General features: G+C 44.9%; 21 protein-coding genes. 20 read left to right on the forward strand and 1 reads right to left on the reverse strand.

Going from position 1 to position 21,893, the window contains the following annotated elements; genetic code table 11:
• Positions 1–41: 41 nt before the first annotated feature.
• From EHO57_RS03745 to EHO57_RS03755, 3 genes are read left to right on the forward strand one after another with little or no spacing between them, the layout of a single operon-like run.
• Positions 42–599 (forward strand): cob(I)yrinic acid a,c-diamide adenosyltransferase, encoded by a 558-nt coding sequence (locus EHO57_RS03745; RefSeq protein ID WP_135643042.1) that lies wholly within the window; start codon positions 42–44, stop codon positions 597–599.
• Positions 572–1,867, forward strand: a complete 1,296-nt coding sequence (locus EHO57_RS03750; RefSeq protein WP_135643044.1) for a peptide MFS transporter — start codon at positions 572–574, stop codon at positions 1,865–1,867. The genes EHO57_RS03745 and EHO57_RS03750 overlap by 28 nt, the downstream gene beginning before the upstream one ends.
• The gene (locus EHO57_RS03755) at positions 1,864–3,111 is read left to right on the forward strand and encodes a C40 family peptidase (RefSeq protein WP_135643046.1); all 1,248 of its coding nucleotides are present in this window, start codon (positions 1,864–1,866) and stop codon (positions 3,109–3,111) included. Before EHO57_RS03750 ends, EHO57_RS03755 begins: the two co-directional genes overlap by 4 nt.
• 109 nt (positions 3,112–3,220) lie before the next feature.
• On the opposite strand, the gene EHO57_RS03760 is transcribed toward EHO57_RS03755, so the two are convergent.
• Positions 3,221–3,835 (reverse strand): LON peptidase substrate-binding domain-containing protein, encoded by a 615-nt coding sequence (locus tag EHO57_RS03760; protein ID WP_135643048.1) that lies wholly within the window; start codon positions 3,833–3,835, stop codon positions 3,221–3,223.
• A gap of 62 nt (positions 3,836–3,897) precedes the next feature.
• On the opposite strand from EHO57_RS03760, the gene rfaE1 reads away from it, so the two are divergent.
• The 17 genes from rfaE1 (at position 3,898) to rpe (ending at position 21,819) form a co-directional block, all read left to right on the forward strand.
• Positions 3,898–4,911 (forward strand): D-glycero-beta-D-manno-heptose-7-phosphate kinase, encoded by a 1,014-nt coding sequence (gene rfaE1 / locus EHO57_RS03765; RefSeq protein WP_135643051.1) that lies wholly within the window; start codon positions 3,898–3,900, stop codon positions 4,909–4,911.
• Entirely contained in the window at positions 4,908–5,399 is a 492-nt protein-coding gene (gene rfaE2 / locus EHO57_RS03770) for a D-glycero-beta-D-manno-heptose 1-phosphate adenylyltransferase (protein WP_425460765.1), read from the forward strand. The genes rfaE1 and rfaE2 overlap by 4 nt, the downstream gene beginning before the upstream one ends.
• A 100-nt stretch (positions 5,400–5,499) precedes the next feature.
• A complete protein-coding gene (locus EHO57_RS03775; protein ID WP_135643053.1) occupies positions 5,500–7,116 on the forward strand; it encodes a CTP synthase in 1,617 nt (538 codons plus the stop codon).
• Complete coding sequence (kdsA, locus tag EHO57_RS03780) at positions 7,116–7,973, forward strand: 3-deoxy-8-phosphooctulonate synthase (RefSeq protein WP_135643055.1); 858 nt, start codon at positions 7,116–7,118, stop codon at positions 7,971–7,973. The genes EHO57_RS03775 and kdsA overlap by 1 nt, the downstream gene beginning before the upstream one ends.
• 4 nt (positions 7,974–7,977) lie before the next feature.
• Positions 7,978–8,598, forward strand: coding sequence for an LPS export ABC transporter periplasmic protein LptC (lptC, locus tag EHO57_RS03785; RefSeq protein WP_135643057.1), 621 nt, complete (start codon positions 7,978–7,980; stop codon positions 8,596–8,598).
• 4 nt (positions 8,599–8,602) lie between these two features.
• Positions 8,603–9,943 (forward strand): LptA/OstA family protein, encoded by a 1,341-nt coding sequence (locus EHO57_RS03790; RefSeq protein WP_135643059.1) that lies wholly within the window; start codon positions 8,603–8,605, stop codon positions 9,941–9,943.
• An 8-nt stretch (positions 9,944–9,951) separates the two neighbouring features.
• Complete coding sequence (gene lptB / locus EHO57_RS03795; RefSeq protein WP_135643061.1) at positions 9,952–10,677, forward strand: LPS export ABC transporter ATP-binding protein; 726 nt, start codon at positions 9,952–9,954, stop codon at positions 10,675–10,677.
• Entirely contained in the window at positions 10,674–12,110 is a 1,437-nt protein-coding gene (gene rpoN, locus EHO57_RS03800) for an RNA polymerase factor sigma-54 (protein WP_135643063.1), read from the forward strand. The genes lptB and rpoN overlap by 4 nt, the downstream gene beginning before the upstream one ends.
• 4 nt (positions 12,111–12,114) lie before the next feature.
• Entirely contained in the window at positions 12,115–13,077 is a 963-nt protein-coding gene (hprK, locus tag EHO57_RS03805) for an HPr(Ser) kinase/phosphatase (protein WP_135643065.1), read from the forward strand.
• Positions 13,052–13,318, forward strand: coding sequence for an HPr family phosphocarrier protein (locus tag EHO57_RS03810; RefSeq protein ID WP_210410003.1), 267 nt, complete (start codon positions 13,052–13,054; stop codon positions 13,316–13,318). The genes hprK and EHO57_RS03810 overlap by 26 nt, the downstream gene beginning before the upstream one ends.
• The gene (locus EHO57_RS03815; RefSeq protein ID WP_135643067.1) at positions 13,315–15,108 is read left to right on the forward strand and encodes an LIC_11548 family sensor histidine kinase; all 1,794 of its coding nucleotides are present in this window, start codon (positions 13,315–13,317) and stop codon (positions 15,106–15,108) included. The genes EHO57_RS03810 and EHO57_RS03815 overlap by 4 nt, the downstream gene beginning before the upstream one ends.
• Positions 15,109–16,452, forward strand: a complete 1,344-nt coding sequence (locus EHO57_RS03820) for a sigma-54-dependent transcriptional regulator (RefSeq protein ID WP_135643069.1) — start codon at positions 15,109–15,111, stop codon at positions 16,450–16,452. It abuts the gene before it with no gap.
• Positions 16,445–17,287, forward strand: coding sequence for a hypothetical protein (locus tag EHO57_RS03825; RefSeq protein WP_135643071.1), 843 nt, complete (start codon positions 16,445–16,447; stop codon positions 17,285–17,287). Before EHO57_RS03820 ends, EHO57_RS03825 begins: the two co-directional genes overlap by 8 nt.
• Complete coding sequence (priA, locus tag EHO57_RS03830; protein WP_135643073.1) at positions 17,284–19,227, forward strand: replication restart helicase PriA; 1,944 nt, start codon at positions 17,284–17,286, stop codon at positions 19,225–19,227. Before EHO57_RS03825 ends, priA begins: the two co-directional genes overlap by 4 nt.
• On the forward strand, positions 19,227–20,171 hold the full coding sequence (gene fmt, locus EHO57_RS03835) for a methionyl-tRNA formyltransferase (protein WP_135643076.1): 945 nt from the start codon (positions 19,227–19,229) through the stop codon (positions 20,169–20,171). The genes priA and fmt overlap by 1 nt, the downstream gene beginning before the upstream one ends.
• Positions 20,168–21,172 (forward strand): PASTA domain-containing protein, encoded by a 1,005-nt coding sequence (locus EHO57_RS03840; RefSeq protein WP_135643078.1) that lies wholly within the window; start codon positions 20,168–20,170, stop codon positions 21,170–21,172. The genes fmt and EHO57_RS03840 overlap by 4 nt, the downstream gene beginning before the upstream one ends.
• Positions 21,169–21,819 carry a ribulose-phosphate 3-epimerase gene (gene rpe, locus EHO57_RS03845; RefSeq protein ID WP_135643080.1) on the forward strand — a complete coding sequence of 217 codons (651 nt, stop codon included), beginning with the start codon at positions 21,169–21,171 and terminating at the stop codon, positions 21,817–21,819. The genes EHO57_RS03840 and rpe overlap by 4 nt, the downstream gene beginning before the upstream one ends.
• Positions 21,820–21,893 lie beyond the last annotated feature (74 nt).

Here is a 21,893-nt window from a genome sequence, read left to right on the forward strand (position 1 = left end):
TGTCCTTTTTCTGATTCTGTCCCCTAAACAAAGGCCCTTATATGAAAATCTATACCAAAAAAGGGGATTCCGGGACCACTTCTCTCGCATCCGGATCCCGGGTCTCTAAGTCCGACAAACGAGTTGAGTTGTATGGGACCGCAGATGAATTGAACTCTTCTTTAGGAGTAGCGCTATCCTTTCTAAAGGAAGACTCCGCACTCCGCCACGGTTTGGAGAATATTCAAAATTTGTTATTTGAATTGGGATCCGAACTAGCAGGATATAAGAAAAAGGACAATACTTCCTGCATTTTAGAGGAAGATATACTCTCCTTAGAAAAAGAAATAGATCTTTGGGAGGAATCCTTGGTTCCTTTAAAGAGTTTCATTCTGCCAGGAGGCTCGGCTGGATCTTCCTTCTTGCATGTTTCCAGGACCCTGGCCAGAAGATTAGAAAGAGATTTGGTGCGCTATAAGGACGAAGGAAACGAGGTCTTCCCGGAAGATCTTCGCTTCTTGAACAGACTATCCGATTATTTGTTTGTAGCGGCAAGATTTGCCAATTTCGAATCTAAAATTGCGGAGCCTCAATGGAAGTCCAGAGCCAAGGGTCAATAAAACATCCGAAAGGTCTATTCGTCCTATTCTTCGTAGAAATGTGGGAAAGGTTTTCTTTCTATGGAATGAGAGCCTTGCTCGTATTATTCCTTACCAAGTCTTGGCTCATGCAAGACCAGGAAGCGAATCGGATCTACGGAGTCTATAACGGATTCGTGTATTTAACTCCGATCCTAGGAGGATTTCTCGCAGATCGTTTCTTGGGGTATCGTCGTTCCATTTTTATAGGCGCGACCCTCATGATGTTCGGTCATCTTTCCTTAGCATTGGATCAGGTTTCTACTTTCTATCTGGGGCTTGGGCTTCTGATCCTAGGAAACGGTTTCTTCAAACCCTGTATCTCCACGGTAGTAGGGAGGATCTATGAATTGGAAGGCAAACCGGATCTAAAAGACTCCGGCTTCACCATCTTCTATTTCGGGATCAATACAGGAGCAGTACTCGGAACCTGGGCCTGCGCAAATCTCGCCGAATACAAGGGCTGGCATTATGGGTTCGGAGTAGCGGCCTTAGGAATGCTCATAGGTCTCATCATCTTTGGGACATTCGGAAGAAGGGTAAACGCAGAAGCGTTCTCCCCAACCGAGATCGAAAAGACCGCATCGAACGATTCGGAAGAAGACAAGACAAAGAACCGAGAAAGGATCTATGCGATCCTAGTCTTCTCGGCGGTGACCATTACTTTCTGGGCGTCTTTCGAGCAGATGGGATCTTCACTCAACCTGATCATAGACAGATATGTGGATCGAAATATAATGGGTTGGGAGATCCCGGCGGCAAATTACCAATCCCTAAATCCCATTTTCGTAATGAGCTTGGCACTAGTCGTTTCTTGGATCTGGAAAAAATTCGAAGAGGCAGGAAGACATGTTTCTACCATTACAAAATTCTGTTTTGGCCTCGGGATCTTGGGCACCGGATATTTAATCCTGAGTTTTGCCACTTCCCATAATACGGAGAAATTTTCCTCTATCTGGATCATTCTCGCCATCTTGTTGCATACGATCGGGGAATTATTCGTTTCGCCGGTAGGCCTCTCTTTAGTCACAAAATTAGCCCCAAATAAGATCGCATCCATGATGATGGGGATCTGGTTCTTAGCGACATTCTTTGCGCATATTCTCGCCGGAGAACTTGCCGGAATGATGGGTGGAAGAGAATCTCTTTCCGGATTCTTTTTGATCTTCTTCTTATTGCCGAGTGCAGCTTCCTTCGGACTATTCTTATTTAGAAAGAAACTAGAGACTTGGATGCACGGGATCAAATGAGGATCTGGCTCCTTCTTCTTTTCCTATTTGCACAGGTTTCTTTGCAGGCGGATCCATTTGAGGAGCTGCTAAAAAGCGATTGGAACCAGTCCCAGACACTTCTTATCAAGAATTCTGTCTTCCAAAGATTAGGAAGAAGGGCAAACGAGAAAGATGTACTGAAGATCACTAAGAATGTGATCCCTTGGGCAATCTTAGAAGGAGTCACTCCGGAAAAAACCGCTGATCTGATCGTAAACCTGGACTACGCGGTTCGGCAAGGACTTACCTTTGAAGAGGCAGAAGACGCAATCCCGGTCATGTCCAAGAGAGATCTCTCCAAAGAGGATTTCAGTTATATAGGACTCTACTTCAAGGAAACCAAAAAGGCTTTCATCCGAGAAGAGGTCCGAAATCGGTTCGTAGAAGCTGCCCTAGAAAAGAATTGGGACGGACTCTCTATCCTGGCAGGAGGGAGAGCTCTCATTGCAGGGAAGCTCGTGGATTTTCCTCAGAATAGATTGGCAACTAAGGTATTGTCTTCTCTTCCTGCAAAAGGAAGAACTGTTCCTTTCGATAAATTAGAAGCAGGTTTTAAGAATTCGTTAGATTCCAAATTGGAAGGTGGATCTTATATACTTCTTTCTAATTTAAAGAAATTGCATGCAGGAGAGAAGGCAAGCGAGCCTAAGAATCTAGGGAACGCTCGTGCGATCGACTCTTCTCTGGATGAGGTAGGCGGAATCGTCATAGGAGAAAGGCCTAAATTCGAACCTTTGCCGGATGCACCTCTCGTTCCAAATCTTCCCGAGCCCGGAGAATCTTCCGATTACGACAAGCCGACAAAAGAAGGCTGGGAAACTCTCTCCGCTTCTTCCCTTAGAAAAGTAGCAGGGGAATGGGTGGGCACTCCTTACAAATGGGCAAACGCTGCCAAGACCGGAACGGACTGCTCCGGTTTTACGTACAGGGTTTTAACCGACGGCAGGATTGGAGTTCCTGAAAAAATGGTATCTCGCGCTTCTAGTGCGCAAACTAAAATGGGAACTGGAGTGACTCACGAGGAAATGAGAGCAGGGGATCTCATCTTCTTCTCCGCTTCCCCCAACCAGTCCAAGGTGACTCACGTGGGAATGGTTCTATCCAAGGAAGAATTCGCACATGCTTCTTCTTCTCGCGGTGTGGTCATAGATAAGATCGCAATGAAGTGGTGGATCGATCGATTCGTTCTTTCCAGAAGAGTTTTTAAGAAGGTCATTGACTGAGCCAAAACTTAAAAGCTTTAAATAGAATGAATGCTCCAGGGATTTCGTATCCATTCTGAATGATAAAAACGTTCGGACCTGACTTTTCATTCTCTCGAATTTACTTAGATCATTCTCCCAAATTCATTTCTTCAACAATATTTGCAAGCAACTGCGCTTTAGCGATCTGATCCGGATGGGCAAGAATTTCCTGCTTTTTCTGAAAATTGAAATTTAAGATAGAAGAGATAAAGTCCACGGGAAACGGATGGTTCCAAAGATCGTTCATTCTTAGGATCAGATCTTCCTTGGCTCCTTCCGACAGAAGGATACGTTTCGTAAGATACAAGATCCGATCGAAAGTCTCTACGAATAATTGATCTTCTATATAATCGGAATTCGGTTCTATCTTTTCGACGATCCCGATCCGAAACGGATCCATGGTCTCGTAACTTTCTAGTTTTGCGATCCCCTTTCCCTCCAGAAGAATATTCGATCTTCCGTCCGGAAGCGGATCCTTTCGGACAATAGTTCCCCAACCGAATATAGTCTCTATCTCCGGATGTGGATCTTTCGGATTGAAATGCTCCATTTTGATCGGAGCTATGGCCATCTCTTCTCCCGACTCGGAACAATAATCCAACATCATTCTATAGCGAGGCTCGAATATATGTAGAGGAAGAAAGGTCCCGGGAAATAGTATCACTTCGGGCAGAGGAAAGATCGGAATTGTAGTTCTTGACACCTAGGATTTATCCTAACCTGTTGAAGTGAAAACGCAAATAAAATAGTTCTAGCGGTTTAAAATTGTATTATTTAGATAAAAACAGATATTTAGACGCCGCCTCCCGCTTGGGAAAAACAAAGATCATCGTGATCGGCGATCTGATCCTAGACGAGTACTTGATCGGAGAAGTGAATCGGATCTCTCCGGAAGCTCCTGTTCCTGTCGTCTGGGTCCGAAATGAAAAAACCACCCTGGGGGGAGCGGGAAACGTAGTAAAAAATTTCTCTCGTCTAGGTGTTCGCTCTTTCGTTCTGGGAAGAGCGGGGAATGACCAGACTGCAAATGTACTAGAAGATCTACTTCTCGCAGAAAACACGCAAGTAGACAAGAACAAGATCATTCGCTCCGAAAGAGTCCCCACCATCTTAAAGACGAGAGTGATCGCAGGCCATCAACAAGTCTGTAGGATCGATCGAGAGGAAACTCATCCTCTCTCAAAAGAAGAAGAGAAGGAACTCATTCGAGTCTTTGCAGAAAGGATACAAGAATCGGATGCAGTCGTTCTATCGGATTACGATAAAGGAACTCTGACTCCCAATCTGATCCGAGAGATCATTGATATTGCCGTAAAACATAAGAAGATCGTAACCGTAGATCCTCAGGTCTCTCATTTCTTCCAATATGATCAAGCCACGGTCATGACCCCGAACCATCATGAAGCAGGGAAGGCACTCGGGATCAAATTAGAATCCGACGAGCAAGTCGAAAATGCCGCAAGAGAGATCGCGGAGAAATTGCATTCTCCTTCTATGATGATCACTAGAGGGGAGAAGGGAATGAGCCTGTATCTTTCTTCTGAAAAAAAGATCTTTCATATTCCCACAGTGGCCAAGGAAGTATTCGATGTTACCGGTGCTGGAGATACTGTGATCTCCGTGTACACAGCTTTTCTTGCCGCGGGATTAAACGAATTAGAGTCCTCAATCGTTTCGAATGCTGCCGCTGGAGTAGTAGTCGGAAAACTGGGAGCGGAAACCGTTTCTCCGGAAGAACTCTTAGAAGCTTTGGAAAAAAGAGGAAGCTTTCGCCTGTGAATTCCTTCTCCCAATGTTTGGAAAAGATCATTCCCTTCTCGGAAGCCAAACAGGTCTCCGAGAAGATCCGCAAAGAGAAGAAGATCGTTTTCACGAACGGAGTATTCGACCTGGTGCACAAGGGTCATCTTACCTATCTTGCGCAGGCAAGGGATCTAGGGGATTGTCTTTGGGTGGGATTGAATTCGGATAGCTCTGTGAAGAGACTCAAAGGTCCGGAACGACCGGTAAATCCGGAAGAGGACCGGGCCCTTCTTCTTTCCTGCCTGAGTTTTGTGGATTTTATCACTGTGTTTACGGAAGATACCCCTCTTTCTCTTATCTCACAGGTGGCTCCTCATATCCACAGTAAGGGCGGAGATTATAATATAGAAGCCTTGCCCGAGACCCCCCTAGTCCGTAGCCTAGGAGGAGAGGTCCAAATCCTTCCTTTTGTAGAGGGATTCTCCAGCACAGAGCTCATCCGCAGGATCCGAGAAAACAAGTAAAACCCTCCCAAAACCGCAGAATTCCATTGCGACATAGCGAAATTCCGAGTTGGATTTTCAGAGACTGAAGAAAACTCTGTTCAGCAGGTAGGAGAGCGGTTTGTCCAAGACTAAATTTATTTTCGTGACCGGGGGAGTTTGTTCCTCCTTGGGTAAGGGCGTTTCTGCGGCGGCGTTGGGATGTCTTCTGGAAAGCAGGGGATATACGGTTTCCCTCCAAAAAATGGACCCTTATATCAATATTGATCCGGGAACCATGAGCCCTTACCAACATGGTGAGGTGTATGTGACCGAGGATGGTGCGGAAACGGACCTGGATCTAGGCTATTACGAGAGATTCACCAAGTCCAAATTCACCCGTAAGAACTCCGTATCGACAGGACAAATTTATAATACGGTTATCCAAAGAGAAAGAAAGGGAGATTATTTGGGAAGGACCGTACAAGTGGTTCCCCATATCACCAATGAGATCCGAAACAGGATCTATACTCTTGCTAGAGAAAATGCCACAGACTTCGTGATCGTTGAGATCGGTGGAACCGTAGGTGACATTGAATCCATTCCTTTCTTAGAAGCGATCCGTCAGATGAGATACGAGCATGGCTCGACTCATGTCCTATTCATTCACGTTACCCTAGTTCCTACCATTACGGTTGCAGGAGAAGCTAAGACAAAACCTACCCAGCACTCCGTAAAAGAACTCTTAGCTCTTGGGATCCAGCCGGATATATTGATCTGTCGCGTAAACCAACCCATGCCTAAGGAGATGAAGAGTAAGATCTCCTCCTTCTGTAACGTGAAGGAAGAAAATGTGATCTCCGCTTCCGATATCAGTACTTCTATTTATGAAATCCCTAAGATGTACAAGGAAGAGAAGTTGGATCAGGTGGTCCTGAAAACTCTCGGAATGGAACTTGGAAAATCCAATTTCACTGAATGGGAAAAGATCATCAAGAGCCTGGAGTCTGCGAAACATACCGTAAAGGTTGCGGTCGTAGGAAAGTATATCTCTCTACATGACGCGTATCGTTCCGTTTACGAAAGCCTTTCTCATGGAGGGATCGCAAACGAAGCCAATGTGGAATTCATCAAAGTAGATCCTGAAAAACTGGATAAGACGAATGTGAAAGATGTTTTAAAATTCGCAGACGGGATCCTGGTCCCAGGCGGATTCGGAGACAGAGGGATCGAAGGAAAGATCGCGGCCATCCAGTATGCAAGAACTAAGGGAGTCCCATTCTTCGGGATCTGTTTAGGAATGCAATGTGCAGTGATCGAATATGCAAGGAATGTAGTAGGGCTGAAGGAAGCCAACTCCACTGAGTTCCGTCCGGATTCTCCGGACCCAGTCATTTCTCTTATTGAAGAGCAGATGGAGATCGATCAGATGGGTGGGACTATGCGCTTGGGTTCTTATCCTTGCAAGATCAAGAAGAACACATTAGCATTTGCCGAATACAAACAAGAGTTGATCTACGAGAGACATAGACATAGATTCGAGTTCACGAACAGATACAAGGCAAGATTCGAAGAGAAAGGACTCGTATTCTCAGGTATTTCTCCGGATGAAAACCTGATTGAAATCGTGGAAATTCCGGAACATCCTTGGTTCATAGGAGTGCAATTCCATCCGGAGTTTACAGGGAAACCTACAAAACCGCATCCTCTATTCGCCGGATTCATCCGTGCGGCCGTCAAATTTTCAAGGAAGGCATAATGAGCGATAAAACCGCCCAAGAAAGGGACTTTTTAAACGGAACTAAGATCGGAGGAAGCAATCCTTTCTTCCTGATCGCAGGTCCCTGTGTGATGGAAAACAGAGATCTTCTAGAGAAAGTTTGTGCGGAGATGCAAGAGATCTGTTCCGAATTAAAGATCCCTTATGTATTCAAAAGTAGTTTCGATAAGGCGAATCGCTCTTCCGTTCATTCTTACAGAGGTCCTGGACTCACAGAAGGGATCAAGAACCTAGAATTCATTAAGAAGAAGTTCAATGTCCCTGTTCTCACCGATATTCATGAAACATCTCAAATTACTCCCTTGCAGGACGTTCTGGATATCTATCAGATCCCTGCCTTCTTATCCAGACAAACGGATCTGATCTCAGAGTCGGCCAAAACAGGCAAGTGGGTGAATGTTAAGAAGGGACAATTCTTAGCTCCTCAAGATTGCAGACATATCAAGAGCAAGATACAGGAATCCGGCTCCGAGAAATACATTGTGACCGAAAGAGGTAGCAGCTTCGGATATGGAAACCTAGTATTTGATGGAAGAACGGTACCTATATTACATAGTTATGATATTCCTGTGATCTTCGATGCGACTCATTCCGCTCAACTTCCCGGCGCTGCTGGAAATATTACCGGCGGACAAAGAGAATTTATTCCGAGTATGGTACGAAGCGCAGTCGCCCTGGGAATAGAGGGTATCTTTATGGAAGTGCATCCGGATCCTGCTAAGGCTCTATCAGACGCTACCACTCAGTATCCGTTATCCGAAGTGAAATCTTTATTGAAGGAATTGATCGGTTTAGATCGGTACGTGAAGCAGGAAATCCTAAACCGCAATAACTAGAAACTTGTTTTCCCCGAAAAAATTTCTACAAGAACTAGACAAGGAGACCGTCCAAAAGTACGGTCCTCCTGCCGCTCTAGGGCTTGTTGTACTGATCATACTCATCTACTTCTCCGTAGGTGGAAAACCGGATGCAAAATACAGCCGGGTAGAAGGAGAAAGAGAACAGGGTTCCACCGTTTCCTTCAAGAATTTCCAGAAAGACCAGTATGACGAGAACGGAACCTTATTATGGAAATTGAAAGCAGAAGAGGCTTATCTATTCTCGGACAAAAAGATGTACATTCTCTATGGAGTGGATTTCGATCAGTATGAGAACGGAAAATTCAAGTCCAAGATCACTGGAGACAAGGGAGTCATCAACCAATCCGAAAAGTCCATGGAACTGCAAGGGAATATCTTTTTAAGAACGGACGAGAATCGGACACTAAAAGCAAAATCCTTACACTATAACGACGAAACCAAAGAACTCACATCCAACGAAGAAGTGGTAATCAACGCTAGCGGCACATATATTCGAGGAGTGGGTCTGAAGGCGGACAAGGATCTAAATAAGTTTACCATTATCCGACCTACTGCGATCACTCAAGGAGGAGCCAATCCTCTTTCTTCCACAGATAAATAAAGAGATGAAATCCAAGTCCTTATCCTTCTTCTTATTTGCTTTATTCTTTATTTTGCACTCTCGGGCCCAGTCGCATACCCGTCCTCCTTTGCTTTTCTCATCGGAAGATCTGGAACCTAAGACATTCCAGGGAGTGGGAGAATCTGATCCGAAACGAAATGAAAGCTTCCCCACATATTGGGGAGGGAATGCTCTTACCCAAGAAGATCGAGAAGTGCAAGGACTAAAAGTAACCATCTTCAGTTTAGAGGGTGGAGCCTGGATCCAACATAAAAAGGTGAAATTAGCCGCCAATCGGATCGAAGTCTACGGCAAGGAAGCATATAAGGCTTTTCTAAAGAATGGGGTCAATATTGAGGATCATGAAAACGGGACCGTTCTCAAGGCCGGCATCGGAGAATACGACAAGTACGAAGAGATCGTTCATATTAGAGAAAGACCCAGGCTGTATTTCCGAGATAAGACTGGAAAGAACACGATCATCTCCGCAACTACCATAGACAGAGAGCTCGCTACCAAGACTACAAGGCTGCACGGAGGAGTGATCGTATCCCATCCGGAGATCACCATATTCTGTGCAGAAGCAGTCTTTAAAGAATCGGAACAGCTCATCACCACAGATCCGAATCCAATCCTTATTTCCAAAAACCGTTATTTGACCGGACAGAAACTTGCATTCTATACCAACGAGAGTAAGATCATCCTAGATGAAAAGACTGTTCTCTTCCAATCCGCAATCGAAAGCAAGAAAGACTCGGAAGGAAAAGAATCCAAGCAGACTGTGATCACCATCCTGAAAGGGGATAAAATAGTTAGTAGTCCGAATGAGAATAACGAAAGAAGTGTTCTAATCACTGGAAATGCAACGGTTCTTCGAAACGACCTGAAGATCACTTCGAATACTCTTGAATCCATTGGAAGCGATTCGAGCATCATCAAGGCCAGAAAGAACATCAGGGTGCATGATCGGGAGAATAATCTGCTACTCACCGGACATGTGTTCGATTACTTTAGAAAAGAAGAATATATGCATCTCACCGAAGAAGGAAAGATGGAATTCTTGGAAAAGAATTCGGATAAAGTTACGAGCACGATCACCGCACAAGAATTCGAACGCTTCTTAGATAAGAAGGAGACAGTAATTCGCGGAGATATCCGGATCAAAGCAAAATCCACGGACGCAATGGGCGAATACGCAACCTATCACGAGAACGAGGAGTCTATCCTTTTAGAGGGGAATCCTCGCATAGATCGATCGGGCAAGATCCTCCGCGCAGGAAAAATCGTCTTTTATCCTAGAGAAGGAAGATCAATTCTGACGGAAGGGGTCCATTTAGGAAATTAAAGCGCAAGATGGGACAAACGATCCGATGCCAAAATCTAGTAAAAATATACAATAAGCGCAAGGTAGTCGACGGAGTCAGCTTCGATGTCCATAAGGGAGAAGTAGTCGGTCTTCTCGGCCCGAACGGAGCAGGAAAGACAACTTCCTTCTATATGTCCGTTGGATTTGTGCAACCGGACTCTGGACATGTATTCATAGACGACCAAGATGTGACAGAGGCTCCCATGCACACTCGTGCAAGATTAGGAGTAGGATACCTCGCTCAGGAAGCATCTATTTTTCGTAAACTAACCGTGGCTGAAAATTTAGAAGCCATCTTAGAGACTCTGAAAATTCCCCGCTCGGAGATCGTTCGAAGAAGAGACGAACTGTTGTTAGAGCTTCAAATTATGCGCGTAGCAAACCAAAAAGGTTTTACTCTCTCCGGTGGCGAAAGAAGAAGATGCGAAATCGCCAGAGCCCTTGTCACAAATCCGGACTTTATCCTTCTTGACGAGCCGTTTGCAGGGGTCGACCCTATAGCTGTAAAAGACATTCAAACTGTTATAAATAGTTTAAAGAAGAAGGGACTAGGCATTCTAATTACGGACCATAATGTTCGTGAAACTCTGAAGATCACCGACCGTGCTTATATCATGCATAGCGGAAGGATCCTGATCGCGGGTACTCCCAAGGAACTCGTGAACGATAAAGAAGCGAAGCGAATGTATTTAGGAGAGGACTTCAAACTGTGAACCTGAACCATCAGCTTGTACAGAAGCAGACTCAGAAGCTTGTCATGACGCAGGACCTGCGTCAGTCGATAGAGCTTTTGCCTCTGTCTACTCTGGAACTCGCAGATCGGATCAGTGCAGAACTAGTCGAGAATCCTATGTTAGAAGAGGAGATCTCTTCCGAAAGAAGTAAGAGCCCGGAACTCTATTCCGTGGACGATCTGAAACGAAAGGAAAAGAACGATTTCCTAAAGAACTCCGATCCGGGCTGGCAAGAGTCCTTTAGCCTAGACAAGCCTCAATATAGAAATACGGACGCCTCCGACAGAAATCAGAAATACATAGAATCCTCTCCAAATACCCAGTCGCTATCGGAACATTTGCTTTGGCAATTGCGGATCTCTTCTTTAAAAGGAAAAGAAATGGAGATCGCTGAGATCCTGATCTCTATGCTGGACGATAGAGGATTCATTTCCCAGACCCAGGCGGAACTTGCGGCGGAGATAGGAGTTCCTCAAAAAACCGTTCGAAAGGTACTAGAACAGATCCATCAACTAGATCCGATCGGAATAGGCGCAGGAAGCATCCAAGAAACATTATATATCCAAGCGAAGATCCTAAAACCGGAAGATACGAATCTTCACGATCTTATTTCCAATTATCTAAAAGACCTGGAAAAACTGGATTATAGAGGAATCTCTAAGAAGATGGGACTTCCCATAGAGACGATAGAGTCCATGGCGGCAGAGATCAAGAAGTTAGAACCTTTTCCCGCTACCTTATACACTCCTCAAAAACCGGATTATATTGTTCCAGACGTGATCATTCGAGAGATAGAGGGGGAGTTCAGCATCCTTCTGAACGACGAATGGCTTCCCAAACTCAAGATCAATAAAGAATATAAGGGAATGCTAAAGAAGGGAGCAGGAGCCAAGGATTCGGACAAGGAATATATCTCTTCCAAACTGAATTCCGCAGAATGGCTGATCCGTTCCGTAAATCAAAGAAGACAGACCTTATACAGAGTCGTCTCCGCGATCATAGAACTGCAAACCGAGTTCTTTAAAAAAGGAGTCCGCTTCTTAAAGCCTCTTACCCTAAAGGACATCGCAGAGAGACTGGATCTGCATGAGTCCACCGTTTCCAGGATCACTTCCAATAAGTATGTGCAAACGTCCTGGGGGATCTTGGAACTCAAATGGTTCTTCTCCTCCGGATTAAAATCCAAGACTTCCGAAGGAGGAATGGAATCCTCCAAAACGATCCATGATATCATCCGCAATCTAGTCAAAGAAGAAGATCCCGAAAATCCTCTCTCAGACCAAGACATTGTAGAGAAAATAGAAAGCAAGGGGATCGAGATCGCCAGAAGAACTGTGGCAAAGTACAGAAAGATCTTAAAGATCCTTCCTTCCAACCAAAGAAAAAAAGTCAAATCCCTAGAAGCGAGATAATCGAATGTCCGTACCCGGAATTAATGTCTCCAATATTCTCAAAGATCATCCCGAACTAGGACTGCAATTAATAGCTGGCGAGAACGGTTTACAAAATAGGATCCATAGTTCGGAGATCAACCGTCCGGGTCTTTCTCTCACCGGCTTCTACGAAAGCTTCGCGCATGATCGTATCCAGATCTTCGGAAAAGGAGAATGGGCCTATATCTCTTCCAAGCAAGGACAGGATCTGGAGAATCTTGCTTCCGAGTTCTTTCATTTCCATTTGAATTGCATCATCTTCACTCATGGAAACACCCCTCCTCCTATCTTTGTGGAATATTGCAATCGATTGAATATTCCTCTCTTGGGTTCGGATGTTTCCACTCATAAGTTTATCACTCTCATCTCGCAGATCCTGGATAGAAGCCTCGCTCCTCGCACGATGAGGCATGGGGTGCTCATCGAAGTATTCGGAATAGGGATCCTTCTCTCGGGCAAAAGCGGAGTGGGAAAGAGTGAAACTGCATTAGAACTGATCGAGAGAGGACATCGCTTGGTTGCGGACGATATGGTAGAGATCCGAAGACTTTCCGAGAGCTATCTCATCGGGACATGCTCCGATCTTCTTCGTCACCATATGGAGATCAGAGGATTAGGGATCTTGAATATTAAGGATATCTTCGGGATCGGTTCCGTACGAGATCATAAACTCATAGAGCTCATTATCAATTTGGAAGAATGGACCGAAGAAAAGGAATTCGATCGTACCGGTTTAGAGAACAGAACGGAAGAAGTGCTTGGTGTGAATATCCCTTTGATCAAACTTCCGGTCCGTCCAGGAAGGAATATCCCTATCATCGTTGAGACTGCCGCAATGAACCAACGATTAAAGAAATTAGGAAAGAACGCGGCAGCTGAATTCAGTCAGAAATTAAATATATATTTGCAGCAAGGGAAAGTTGAAAGAAATCCACCTCAAAATTAACGAAAACAGTTCCGGTATGCATGCTCGTCCCGCATCGGTATTTGTAAACTGCGCGGCAAAGTATTCCTGCGATGTATTGGTCTCCAAAGACGGAGTAGAAGTGAACGGAAAGAGTATCATGGGACTCATGATGTTGGCCCTGGCACCTGGACAAGAATTCTCGATCAAAACCGAAGGAGCCCAAGAAGAGGAGGCTGCTTCTGCGCTAGCCAAATTAGTGGAAGGCGATTTTGCAGTATGAGCTGGTTCCCATTCCGGAACGAAGAGAATAGATACTATCTAAGAGACCTATTCATACTCTCCGGAGTGATCTGTATTGCGATCATACTCGCAGAGCTGATCTCTTTTCGGAATTCCAGCGGTATAGCATTCGTAGATCGAGTACTGATCTACGTTTATTATACTGTTCCTTTAGTCATTCTATTCCTAACGGTTTCCTATGTTTATAGGAACCGACGTAATCTGGAAACCGGAAGATTGCGTAGCTCTATCCGATACCGATTGTCTCTCTCTTTTCTATTCATCGCGATGCTTCCTTCATTTCCAGTCCTGTTCCTATCCTCCAATGTGATCGGCAAAGTATTCGAGGGATTCTACGGTTTGGACATAGCACAAGCCTTGGATGCAGGGGATTACTTTGTCCAAAAGGAACTAAAAGCGGAGAAGAGGAATCTATTAGAAAAAGGGAAATTACTCCGCAATCTGGTCCGAAATGAAAAACCGAGCACGGGACTTTTAACTCATAGAGCGAACGAACTAGATCTGATCTCCAATCCCGCATTTTACGTGGGTTGGTTCGAAAAGAAAACGGCTATCTTGGAGAACCGAGCCTTAAAATTGCCGAACCATCAATTCGAATTTTCTCCAACGGGAGAAGAAGGGATCTCCGATAGTCTGGCTGTATATCCAAATCTGGCATATTATCTTATTAAGATACCGTCCCAGGATCCTGAAAAATTCCTTCTATTAGGAAAGCGTGTTTTTATAGGAGAAGAAGAGAAGGCTTATTCCCTACTAAATACCAGAAAGAACTACCTAACAGCGGACCTGACCAAGGAAAAACTCCCCTATGAGATCCGTCTTACCTTAAGCCTTCTAGTTATAGTTACCTTTCTTCTATCCATCTTCTTCTCATTATTATTCGCAAGAAAGATCTCGAGGCCCATCATAGATCTTGCAAACGCCACGCAAAAAGTTTCCTTGGGAGATACGGATATCAACCTTCCTCTCAGAGAAGGAGGAGAAATAGGGGCCCTAGTCGAATCCTTCAATCAGATGGTAAAAGATCTAAAATCCAAGAATGAAGAGCTCATGCACACGCAAAGGATCGCAGCTTGGAAAGAAGTGGCCCAGAGAATGGCTCACGAGATCAAGAATCCACTTACACCGATCCAACTCTCAGCGGAAAGAATTCGTAGAAAATTGAACAGCAATGTCCCAATGGAATTCCAAGAGATCGTTACTAAGGGTACCGAAACCATTGTGGGTCAGGTAAAGATCCTAGAACATCTAGTAAATGAATTCTCCGAGTTCGCTAGAATGCCGACGCCTAGACTGATCAACCAACATCTAGAACCTCTCGTTATGGAAAGTTCTAAGTTATTCGAACATACCCCCGGCATCCATATAGAATTGAACTTCACCAAGAACCTTCCTGAAATATTCATCGATAAGAAACTATTCTTGGGAGTCATGAATAACCTCTTCAAGAATGCATTGGAAGCGATCGAGAAGAAGAAGGCGAAAGGGGAATTGGATCCTTCTCAAGGAAAAATACGTATCACTACGAAACTGGACAGAAGGATCATGAGAAGGTCCGTAGTATTACTCGTAGAAGATAACGGGATCGGGATCTCTAACGAATATAGATCCAAGGTATTCGAACCGTACTATTCCACAAAAGACAAACATACTTCTGGCATAGGGCTCGCAATTGTCCAAAAAACTGTGATTGACCATAACGGTCATATTTCCGTAGATTCTTCTGAACTCGGTGGTTGCAAGTTTAGGATAGAACTTCCGGTAGCGTAAATGAGAATCTTCATAGTAGACGACGAACCTGAAATTCGAAAATCCTTAAAGGACATCCTGGAAGATGAGAATTACGAAGTAGAACATTTCTCTTCCGGAAAGAATTTCCTAAAGCATCTTAAGATAGAAAGACCGAGTCTTGTACTTTTGGATGTTTGGCTCGGAAAAGAAGACGGACTGAATATCCTAGATGAATGCAAGAAGATCTATCCAACCGTTCCTATTGTAATGATCTCCGGTCATGGAACGATAGAACTCGCAGTCCAGGCTACCAAAAAAGGGGCCTTGAACTTCTTAGAGAAACCTCTCTCTATCGCAAAAGTCCTCGAAGCAGTCGAAGAAGCCTTGGTCTATTCGGAAAGATCTGAATCTCCCGAGATCAAACTGGAATACGATGAGATCTTAGGAAATTCTTCCGCCATCCAAAAAGTAAAATTCTCGATCGCACAGGCGGCGGCTACCAACGCAAGAGTGTTTATCTACGGAGAGAACGGAACCGGCAAGGAACTCGTTGCAAGGACCATATTCCAAAACTCTAAAAGAAGGGAGCAACCGTTCGTAGAGATCAACTGCGCCGCACTTCCCGAAGAATTGATCGAATCCGAACTTTTCGGATATGTAAAAGGAGCCTTTACCGGAGCAAGTGAGACTAGAATTGGTAAATTCGAAGCGGCAAATGGTGGGACTCTATTCTTAGACGAGATCTGTGATATGTCCTTATCCACACAGGCAAAAGTGCTCCGTATTCTACAGGAACAGAGATTCGAGAAATTGGGAAGCACGGAGCAAGTTTCCGTGGATGTGAGAGTGATTGCAGCCACCAATATCCCTGTAGAAGACGCGATCAAAGAAGGAAAGTTCAGAGAGGATCTCTACTATCGATTGAATGTGATCCCGATCGTGATCCCGCCTCTTAGAGATAGAAAATCGGATATTCCTTTATTAGTGGATTATTATGTACGACATACGATAGAAGAGAATAATCTTCCAGCTAAAAAGATCGAGAAAGAAGCGCTTTCTATCCTGGAAAACCATTTTTGGCCGGGGAATATCAGAGAGCTCAAGAACGTAGTAGAAAGACTTTGCATCATGACCGTGGGAGAGATCATCCGGGCCCAGGACGTAAAGGACTCCCTGAAAGGATTCGTAAAAGCAAACGATCTGGTAGAGAAGGGAGACTTCAAGAGAGCGAAAGAAGAATTCGAAAAGCAATATATCCTCAAGACATTGCAAATGAATGAAGGAAATGTCTCCAAGACCTCCAAATCCCTAGGAATAGAACGATCCCATTTATATAGAAAGATGAAATCCTTAGGCATACAATCGGAGGACGTCCATGAGTAAGCCTGGCATCTTAAAAGAACTGAAAGGGATCTTGCAAGATCTGAAATTCCTGATCCAGACCGATCAATTTCCCATTTTCAGAAAGCAAGGAGAAGTGGACCCAAACGATCTCGACCTAAATTGGAAGGAATCTTGGAATTGGCCCTTGGCTTCTTCTTCCAAACAAGCAGTTTCTATGCCTGGGATCCAAGTGCGAACGCCGGTCAAAAAGGACGATCGAAATTTCACCTGCAAACTTTGTCCGGATCGATTGAGCGCAGTCCGTCATTTCCTCATTAGAGGCAGAAAGAAAATATTAGTTTTGCATTATACAGGAGAGACCATCTCCGGAAAGGAATCCTATGTGAAGACGAATGCTCTGAAGACCTTTCGGACTGCAGAGGCGGAAGATCTATTCGATAGGATGATCCAAAAGGTGTTCGGATTCACTATGAAGGAATTCTATTACCAAGAATTCCCAGGCTGCTTGTTCTCCCAGGACAGATCCGAAGAATCGGATTGGAAAAGAAGAACGGAGAACTGCAAGACCCAAGTGCAGGAAACAGTGCAAGAAGAAGGGATCCAAGGCATCGTCTTACTCGGTGCTGCAGCTACACTTTTATTCGGAAAAGAAGAAGCCGCCAAGCAAATGGGAAAAACATTAGAATTCCAACCAGGAGTCCCAATGATCGTACTTCGTTCTCCGGAAGCAATTCTCGCAGCGGAACAGAAACGAAAATCCTCTAAACCGGAAAGCCCTGAATTCCAAGAGGCAAAGAGGAAAGAAATAGAGATCAAGGAAAGTATTCTTTCCCAATTAGGGATCTTTCATACTGAGGTGAGAGAAAGAATTTGATCCAGTTTGCGGAGGTTGCCTTCGATCTTCCTCTTTTAGAGGACACATTCACGTATGAGGTCCCAGCAGGAACTCCAGTCGGCGTTCGAGTAGAAGCAAAACTTCGGGGACGAAAAGAAGAAGGCATTATCCTTTCTTTGCATCATAACGAGCCGAGCTACCAGGTCCTACCGATAGATAAGATCGTCGACAAGACACCGATCATCAACCAAGAGCAGATCCAACTCGCTTATTGGTTAAAGGAACAGTATCTTGCTTCCTTGGGGGAATGCATACACAAGATGATCCCTACCGGGAGAAGGCATTCCAAGGTAGTCTTAAACGAAGAGGTCTCGGAAACAAAGCTGTTAAAACTAAACGAAGAACAAGAGAAAGCATATCAAAATATAAAGTCGGACTTCGGAAAGGACGCGGTTCATCTTTTATTCGGGATCACAGGAAGTGGAAAGACAGAAGTCTATCTGCATTTGATCCAAGAACTTCTCCAGAAAACGGACAAGGGGATCTTACTCTTAGTTCCAGAAATTGGACTTACCTATCATATCATTCGAAAGTTAGAAGCAGTCTTTCCAGGACAGATCGCACTTCTTCATTCTGCGTTAAAGGTCTCCGAAAGATTCAAGGCATATACGGATCTTCTTCATGGACGAAAAAGGATCGCAGTAGGAACTAGATCCGCAGTATTTGCACCCATCCAAAATCTGGGACTGGTCATTATAGACGAGGAACATGACGGGTCCTTCAAAGAACATTCCACACCGAGGTATCACGCAAGACAGGTCGCTCTCCAAAGATGTAGACAGAACAAAGCGGTTTTAGTCTTAGGATCCGCGACTCCTTCCTTAGAAGTATATCATCTGGCAAAAACGGGAAAGATTGGATTGCAAGTCCTAAGCAAACGTCCCGGCGTTGCCAAGCCTCCTAAGGTCCGCATAGAAGAGAACAAAAAAGAAGCGAGGCTGATCGGCTCGGAGCTAACCTTTGCGATCAAGCAACGTCTAGATAGAAAGGAACAGGTCATCCTTCTATTGAACAGAAGAGGGTATAGTCCTCTTCTATATTCGGAGACGCAAAAAGCCTATATCCCCTGTCCAAATTGCACATCCCATCTATGCTATCATAAGAAAGGAAGCGTTATCTGCCATCTCTGCGGTTTCACGGATTCTCTACAAAGATTAGAAACAAGGCTCGGCGAAAAACTCGTTATGATGGGAACAGGCACCCAAAAACTGGAAGAGTTCCTACTCGAAAGCTTTCCAGGAACCAAGGTGGAAAGACTGGATCAGGACTCCATCCAAGACAAGACGGTTCTCACAGATGTCATTGGACGATTAGTCGGAGGGGAGATCGATATTCTTACAGGTACTCAGATGATCTCCAAAGGATTGGACGCTGGAAGAGTGACCTTAGTAGGAGTATTGAACGCAGGAATAGGTCTCGGACTCCCGGACTTCAGAGCGGGAGAAAGAGTATTCTCTCTTCTCACTCAGGTGGCTGGAAGAGCGGGGCGCTCCGATCTAGAAGGAGAGGTGCTGATAGAAACGAATGCGGCAGATCATCCGATCATTCGAATGGCTCTCAACCAAGACTATATTCAATTTTATGAATCTGAATTACCCACTCGACAAGAACTCTTCTATCCGCCATTCTCCAGGCTTGTTCGTATCCTTTCCCGCTCCAAGGACGAAGAACTCTCCCTCAAAACCATAGAAGAAGTACATCGGATCTTGAAGAAGTATTTGCCCGAACCGAATTCGATCCTACTCGGACCGGCGCCCTGTCCTTTTTATAAGATAGATGCGAATTTCCGAAATCATATACTGATCAAGACGACTGTGCAAAACAAATGGAGAGAGATCCTGAAGAAGGAGATCCGACCTCTCAAACTCTCAAAAAACGTTTACCTAGAACTGGATTTTGATCCATTGGATCTAGTCTGATGAAAATCGCATTTTTCGGAACACCGGAACCTTCTTCCAAACTGTTACAGGCTTTATTAGAAGAGCCTGAGATCCAGGTCGAATTCGTGGTCACAAATCCGGATCGGCCCAAAGGAAGAAGCAAGACCCCGCAACCTAGTCCGGTCAAAGAGATCGCAATCCGGGCAAGCCTACCAGTCTTCCAATACGAATCCATAAAGAAGGAAAAGGAAAAAGCAATCTCGGACCTTTCCTCATTTTCTCCCGATCTATATGTTGTATTCGCTTACGGTTCGATTCTACCGAAGGAAATCTTTTCCATTCCTAGATTCGGTTCCATCAATCTGCATGGTTCTATTCTTCCCGACCTAAGAGGAGCCTCTCCTGTACAAACTGCACTCTGGAAAGGATATACCAAGAGTGGGATCAGCATCCAATATTTAGGAGAGAAGATGGACGAAGGGGATATCATCCATATCTCCGAAGTTCCGATCTCTCTCGAAGACGATACCGGAACTCTCATGGAAAAGATCACAGATGCCGGGATTGCCGCTCTTCTTCCCTTGCTCAAAGGAAAGAGGGAAGAAGCATTCGATGCCGTACCGCAAAACCATTCCGAGGCAACGTACTGCACCAAGATCCTGCCGGAACACAGGATCTTGGATCTGAAACTTCCCGCCATGGAATTGCACAATCGGATCAGAGCCCTTAGCCCTGACCTAGGAGGCTTTTGCCAATTCCGAGAAAAACGACTTGTGATCTGGAAAACCAAACCGTCCGATTTTTCGGAAGAAGGGCGTAAGCCAGGCAGATTGAAACGAATGGACAAAAAGGCCCTTCTTTTCCAGTGTGGAGATGGCCGTTTTCTGGAACTCATTTCCGTTCAGCCGGAAAATAAAAACAGAATGCCTGTTGGCGATTTCCTAAACGGTTTCCGCATTACGGATGAGGATCGCTTCGAGTGACTAAGGAAGAACTCCGCTCTAAATATCTCCCTGTCGGGGGTTACTTTTTTTTCATCGCATTCGGCTTGGTTGTATTTTTCATAGCAGCCTTTCTCGTTGTATTCGTTCGGACCAAGAGCGCCAATATGGTGGTCATGCCCGATGTGGTTGGGAAACCCTATAACGAAGTCCATAACGAGCTCATGCGTCTACAGCTCAAGGTTCGTTTAGAATCCAAGAGATATCCGGATAAAACGGACGGTATTATTATCTATCAATCCATTCGTCCAGGTAGAGAGATCGAGGCCGGTTCCAAGGTTTCCTTGACCGTAAACATCGGACTGGATCGTATCATTATGCCGGATCTGAAAGGACAGACCCTGGCTTCAGCAAAGAACTTCATGGAGAAGGTACTCTCGGGAGAAAATTACGTTTCTCTCACCCTAGGCGGGATCACCTATGTGGAAGCCAAAGAAGGGGAGTTGCCTGACACTGTAGTGGATCAAATCCCGGAAGCCGGAAAAAACACTACTGCTGCCGAAAAAGTCTTTTTACTCGTTACCAAGTCCTCCACGAAGAAGAAGGAAGGAGAGGCTTCACTAGGCCTGGATTTCCGTCCGGGAGATTCCTTCGCGTTTGCGCAGAGAGCCTTGGCTCGATCCAAAGTGCCTTTCAAGACAGAAGTGGTGGCCACAAAATTCCGTCCGGAAAATGGACGAATTGAATCCATCCAAAAGATCGGGAATGAATACAAATTCAAAGTCTTCTTCTTCGAGCCGGAAGATCACGTAGAGAGCGGATACGAAAGCTTCGAATACAAGATCCGAGAAAACGGAACGTATAGTATGATCGTACAGGATCAGAACGACGAGAATAAGAAAACCGAGATCTCTTCTCCCACTTCTTACCAAGAAGGAGAGAAGATCCAAACTGTATTTTATAGAACGGGAGATGTTACCCTGGTTCTCCTAGATGCGAATGGTTCCAAAGTAAAATCCAAAGACTACGAGAACGAATTTTGAAAATATCCGCCTCTATTCTCGCAACCCAACTGACTGCGCTCTCAAACATAGTACCTAATTTCAAGAAAGAAGGGATCGACCTAGTCCATATGGATGTGATGGACGGGAACTTCGTCCCGCAGATCAGCTTCGGCGAGGCGATCAATAAAGAGGTCAAGTCAATGACCCAGATCCCTCTAGATGTTCACCTCATGGTAGAAAAACCGGAAAACCATGTGGCCAAGTACTATGAACTTTCCCCGTACTGCATTACTTTCCATGCGGAAACCACTCGCTTTCCGATCCGTCTCGCCCAAGAGATCAAGAAAAACGGGACCAAGGTAGGAGTTTCCCTGAATCCAGGAACTCCCGTCCAAGTATTAGAGACATTGCTTCCTTATATCGATCTAGTACTGATCATGACTGTGGAGCCAGGCTTCTATGGTCAAAAATTCGTGGATGGGGGAATGGACAAGATCCGCAAGGTGAAGTCCCTTATTTCTTCCTATCCGATCGAACTAGAAGTGGACGGTGGAGTGAACGATACCAATATCCAGGAATTGGCCAAGGCCGGTGTGGATATTTGCGTGGTCGGAGCAGGGCTATTCAAGTCGGGAGATCCGAGCGAGAATGGGGTCCGCTTAAAAGGACTGGCTTCCAAGGCCTGATCCTTCTCTTTATTTAGCTCTTTCCATTAAACCTTGACATAAGAGCTCTCTGCGAAATTATGGCTTAATGCGCG

Origin of the sequence: Leptospira langatensis (assembly GCF_004770615.1) — a bacterium.
In the GTDB taxonomy this organism is placed as follows: Bacteria; Spirochaetota; Leptospiria; order Leptospirales; family Leptospiraceae; genus Leptospira_B; species Leptospira_B langatensis.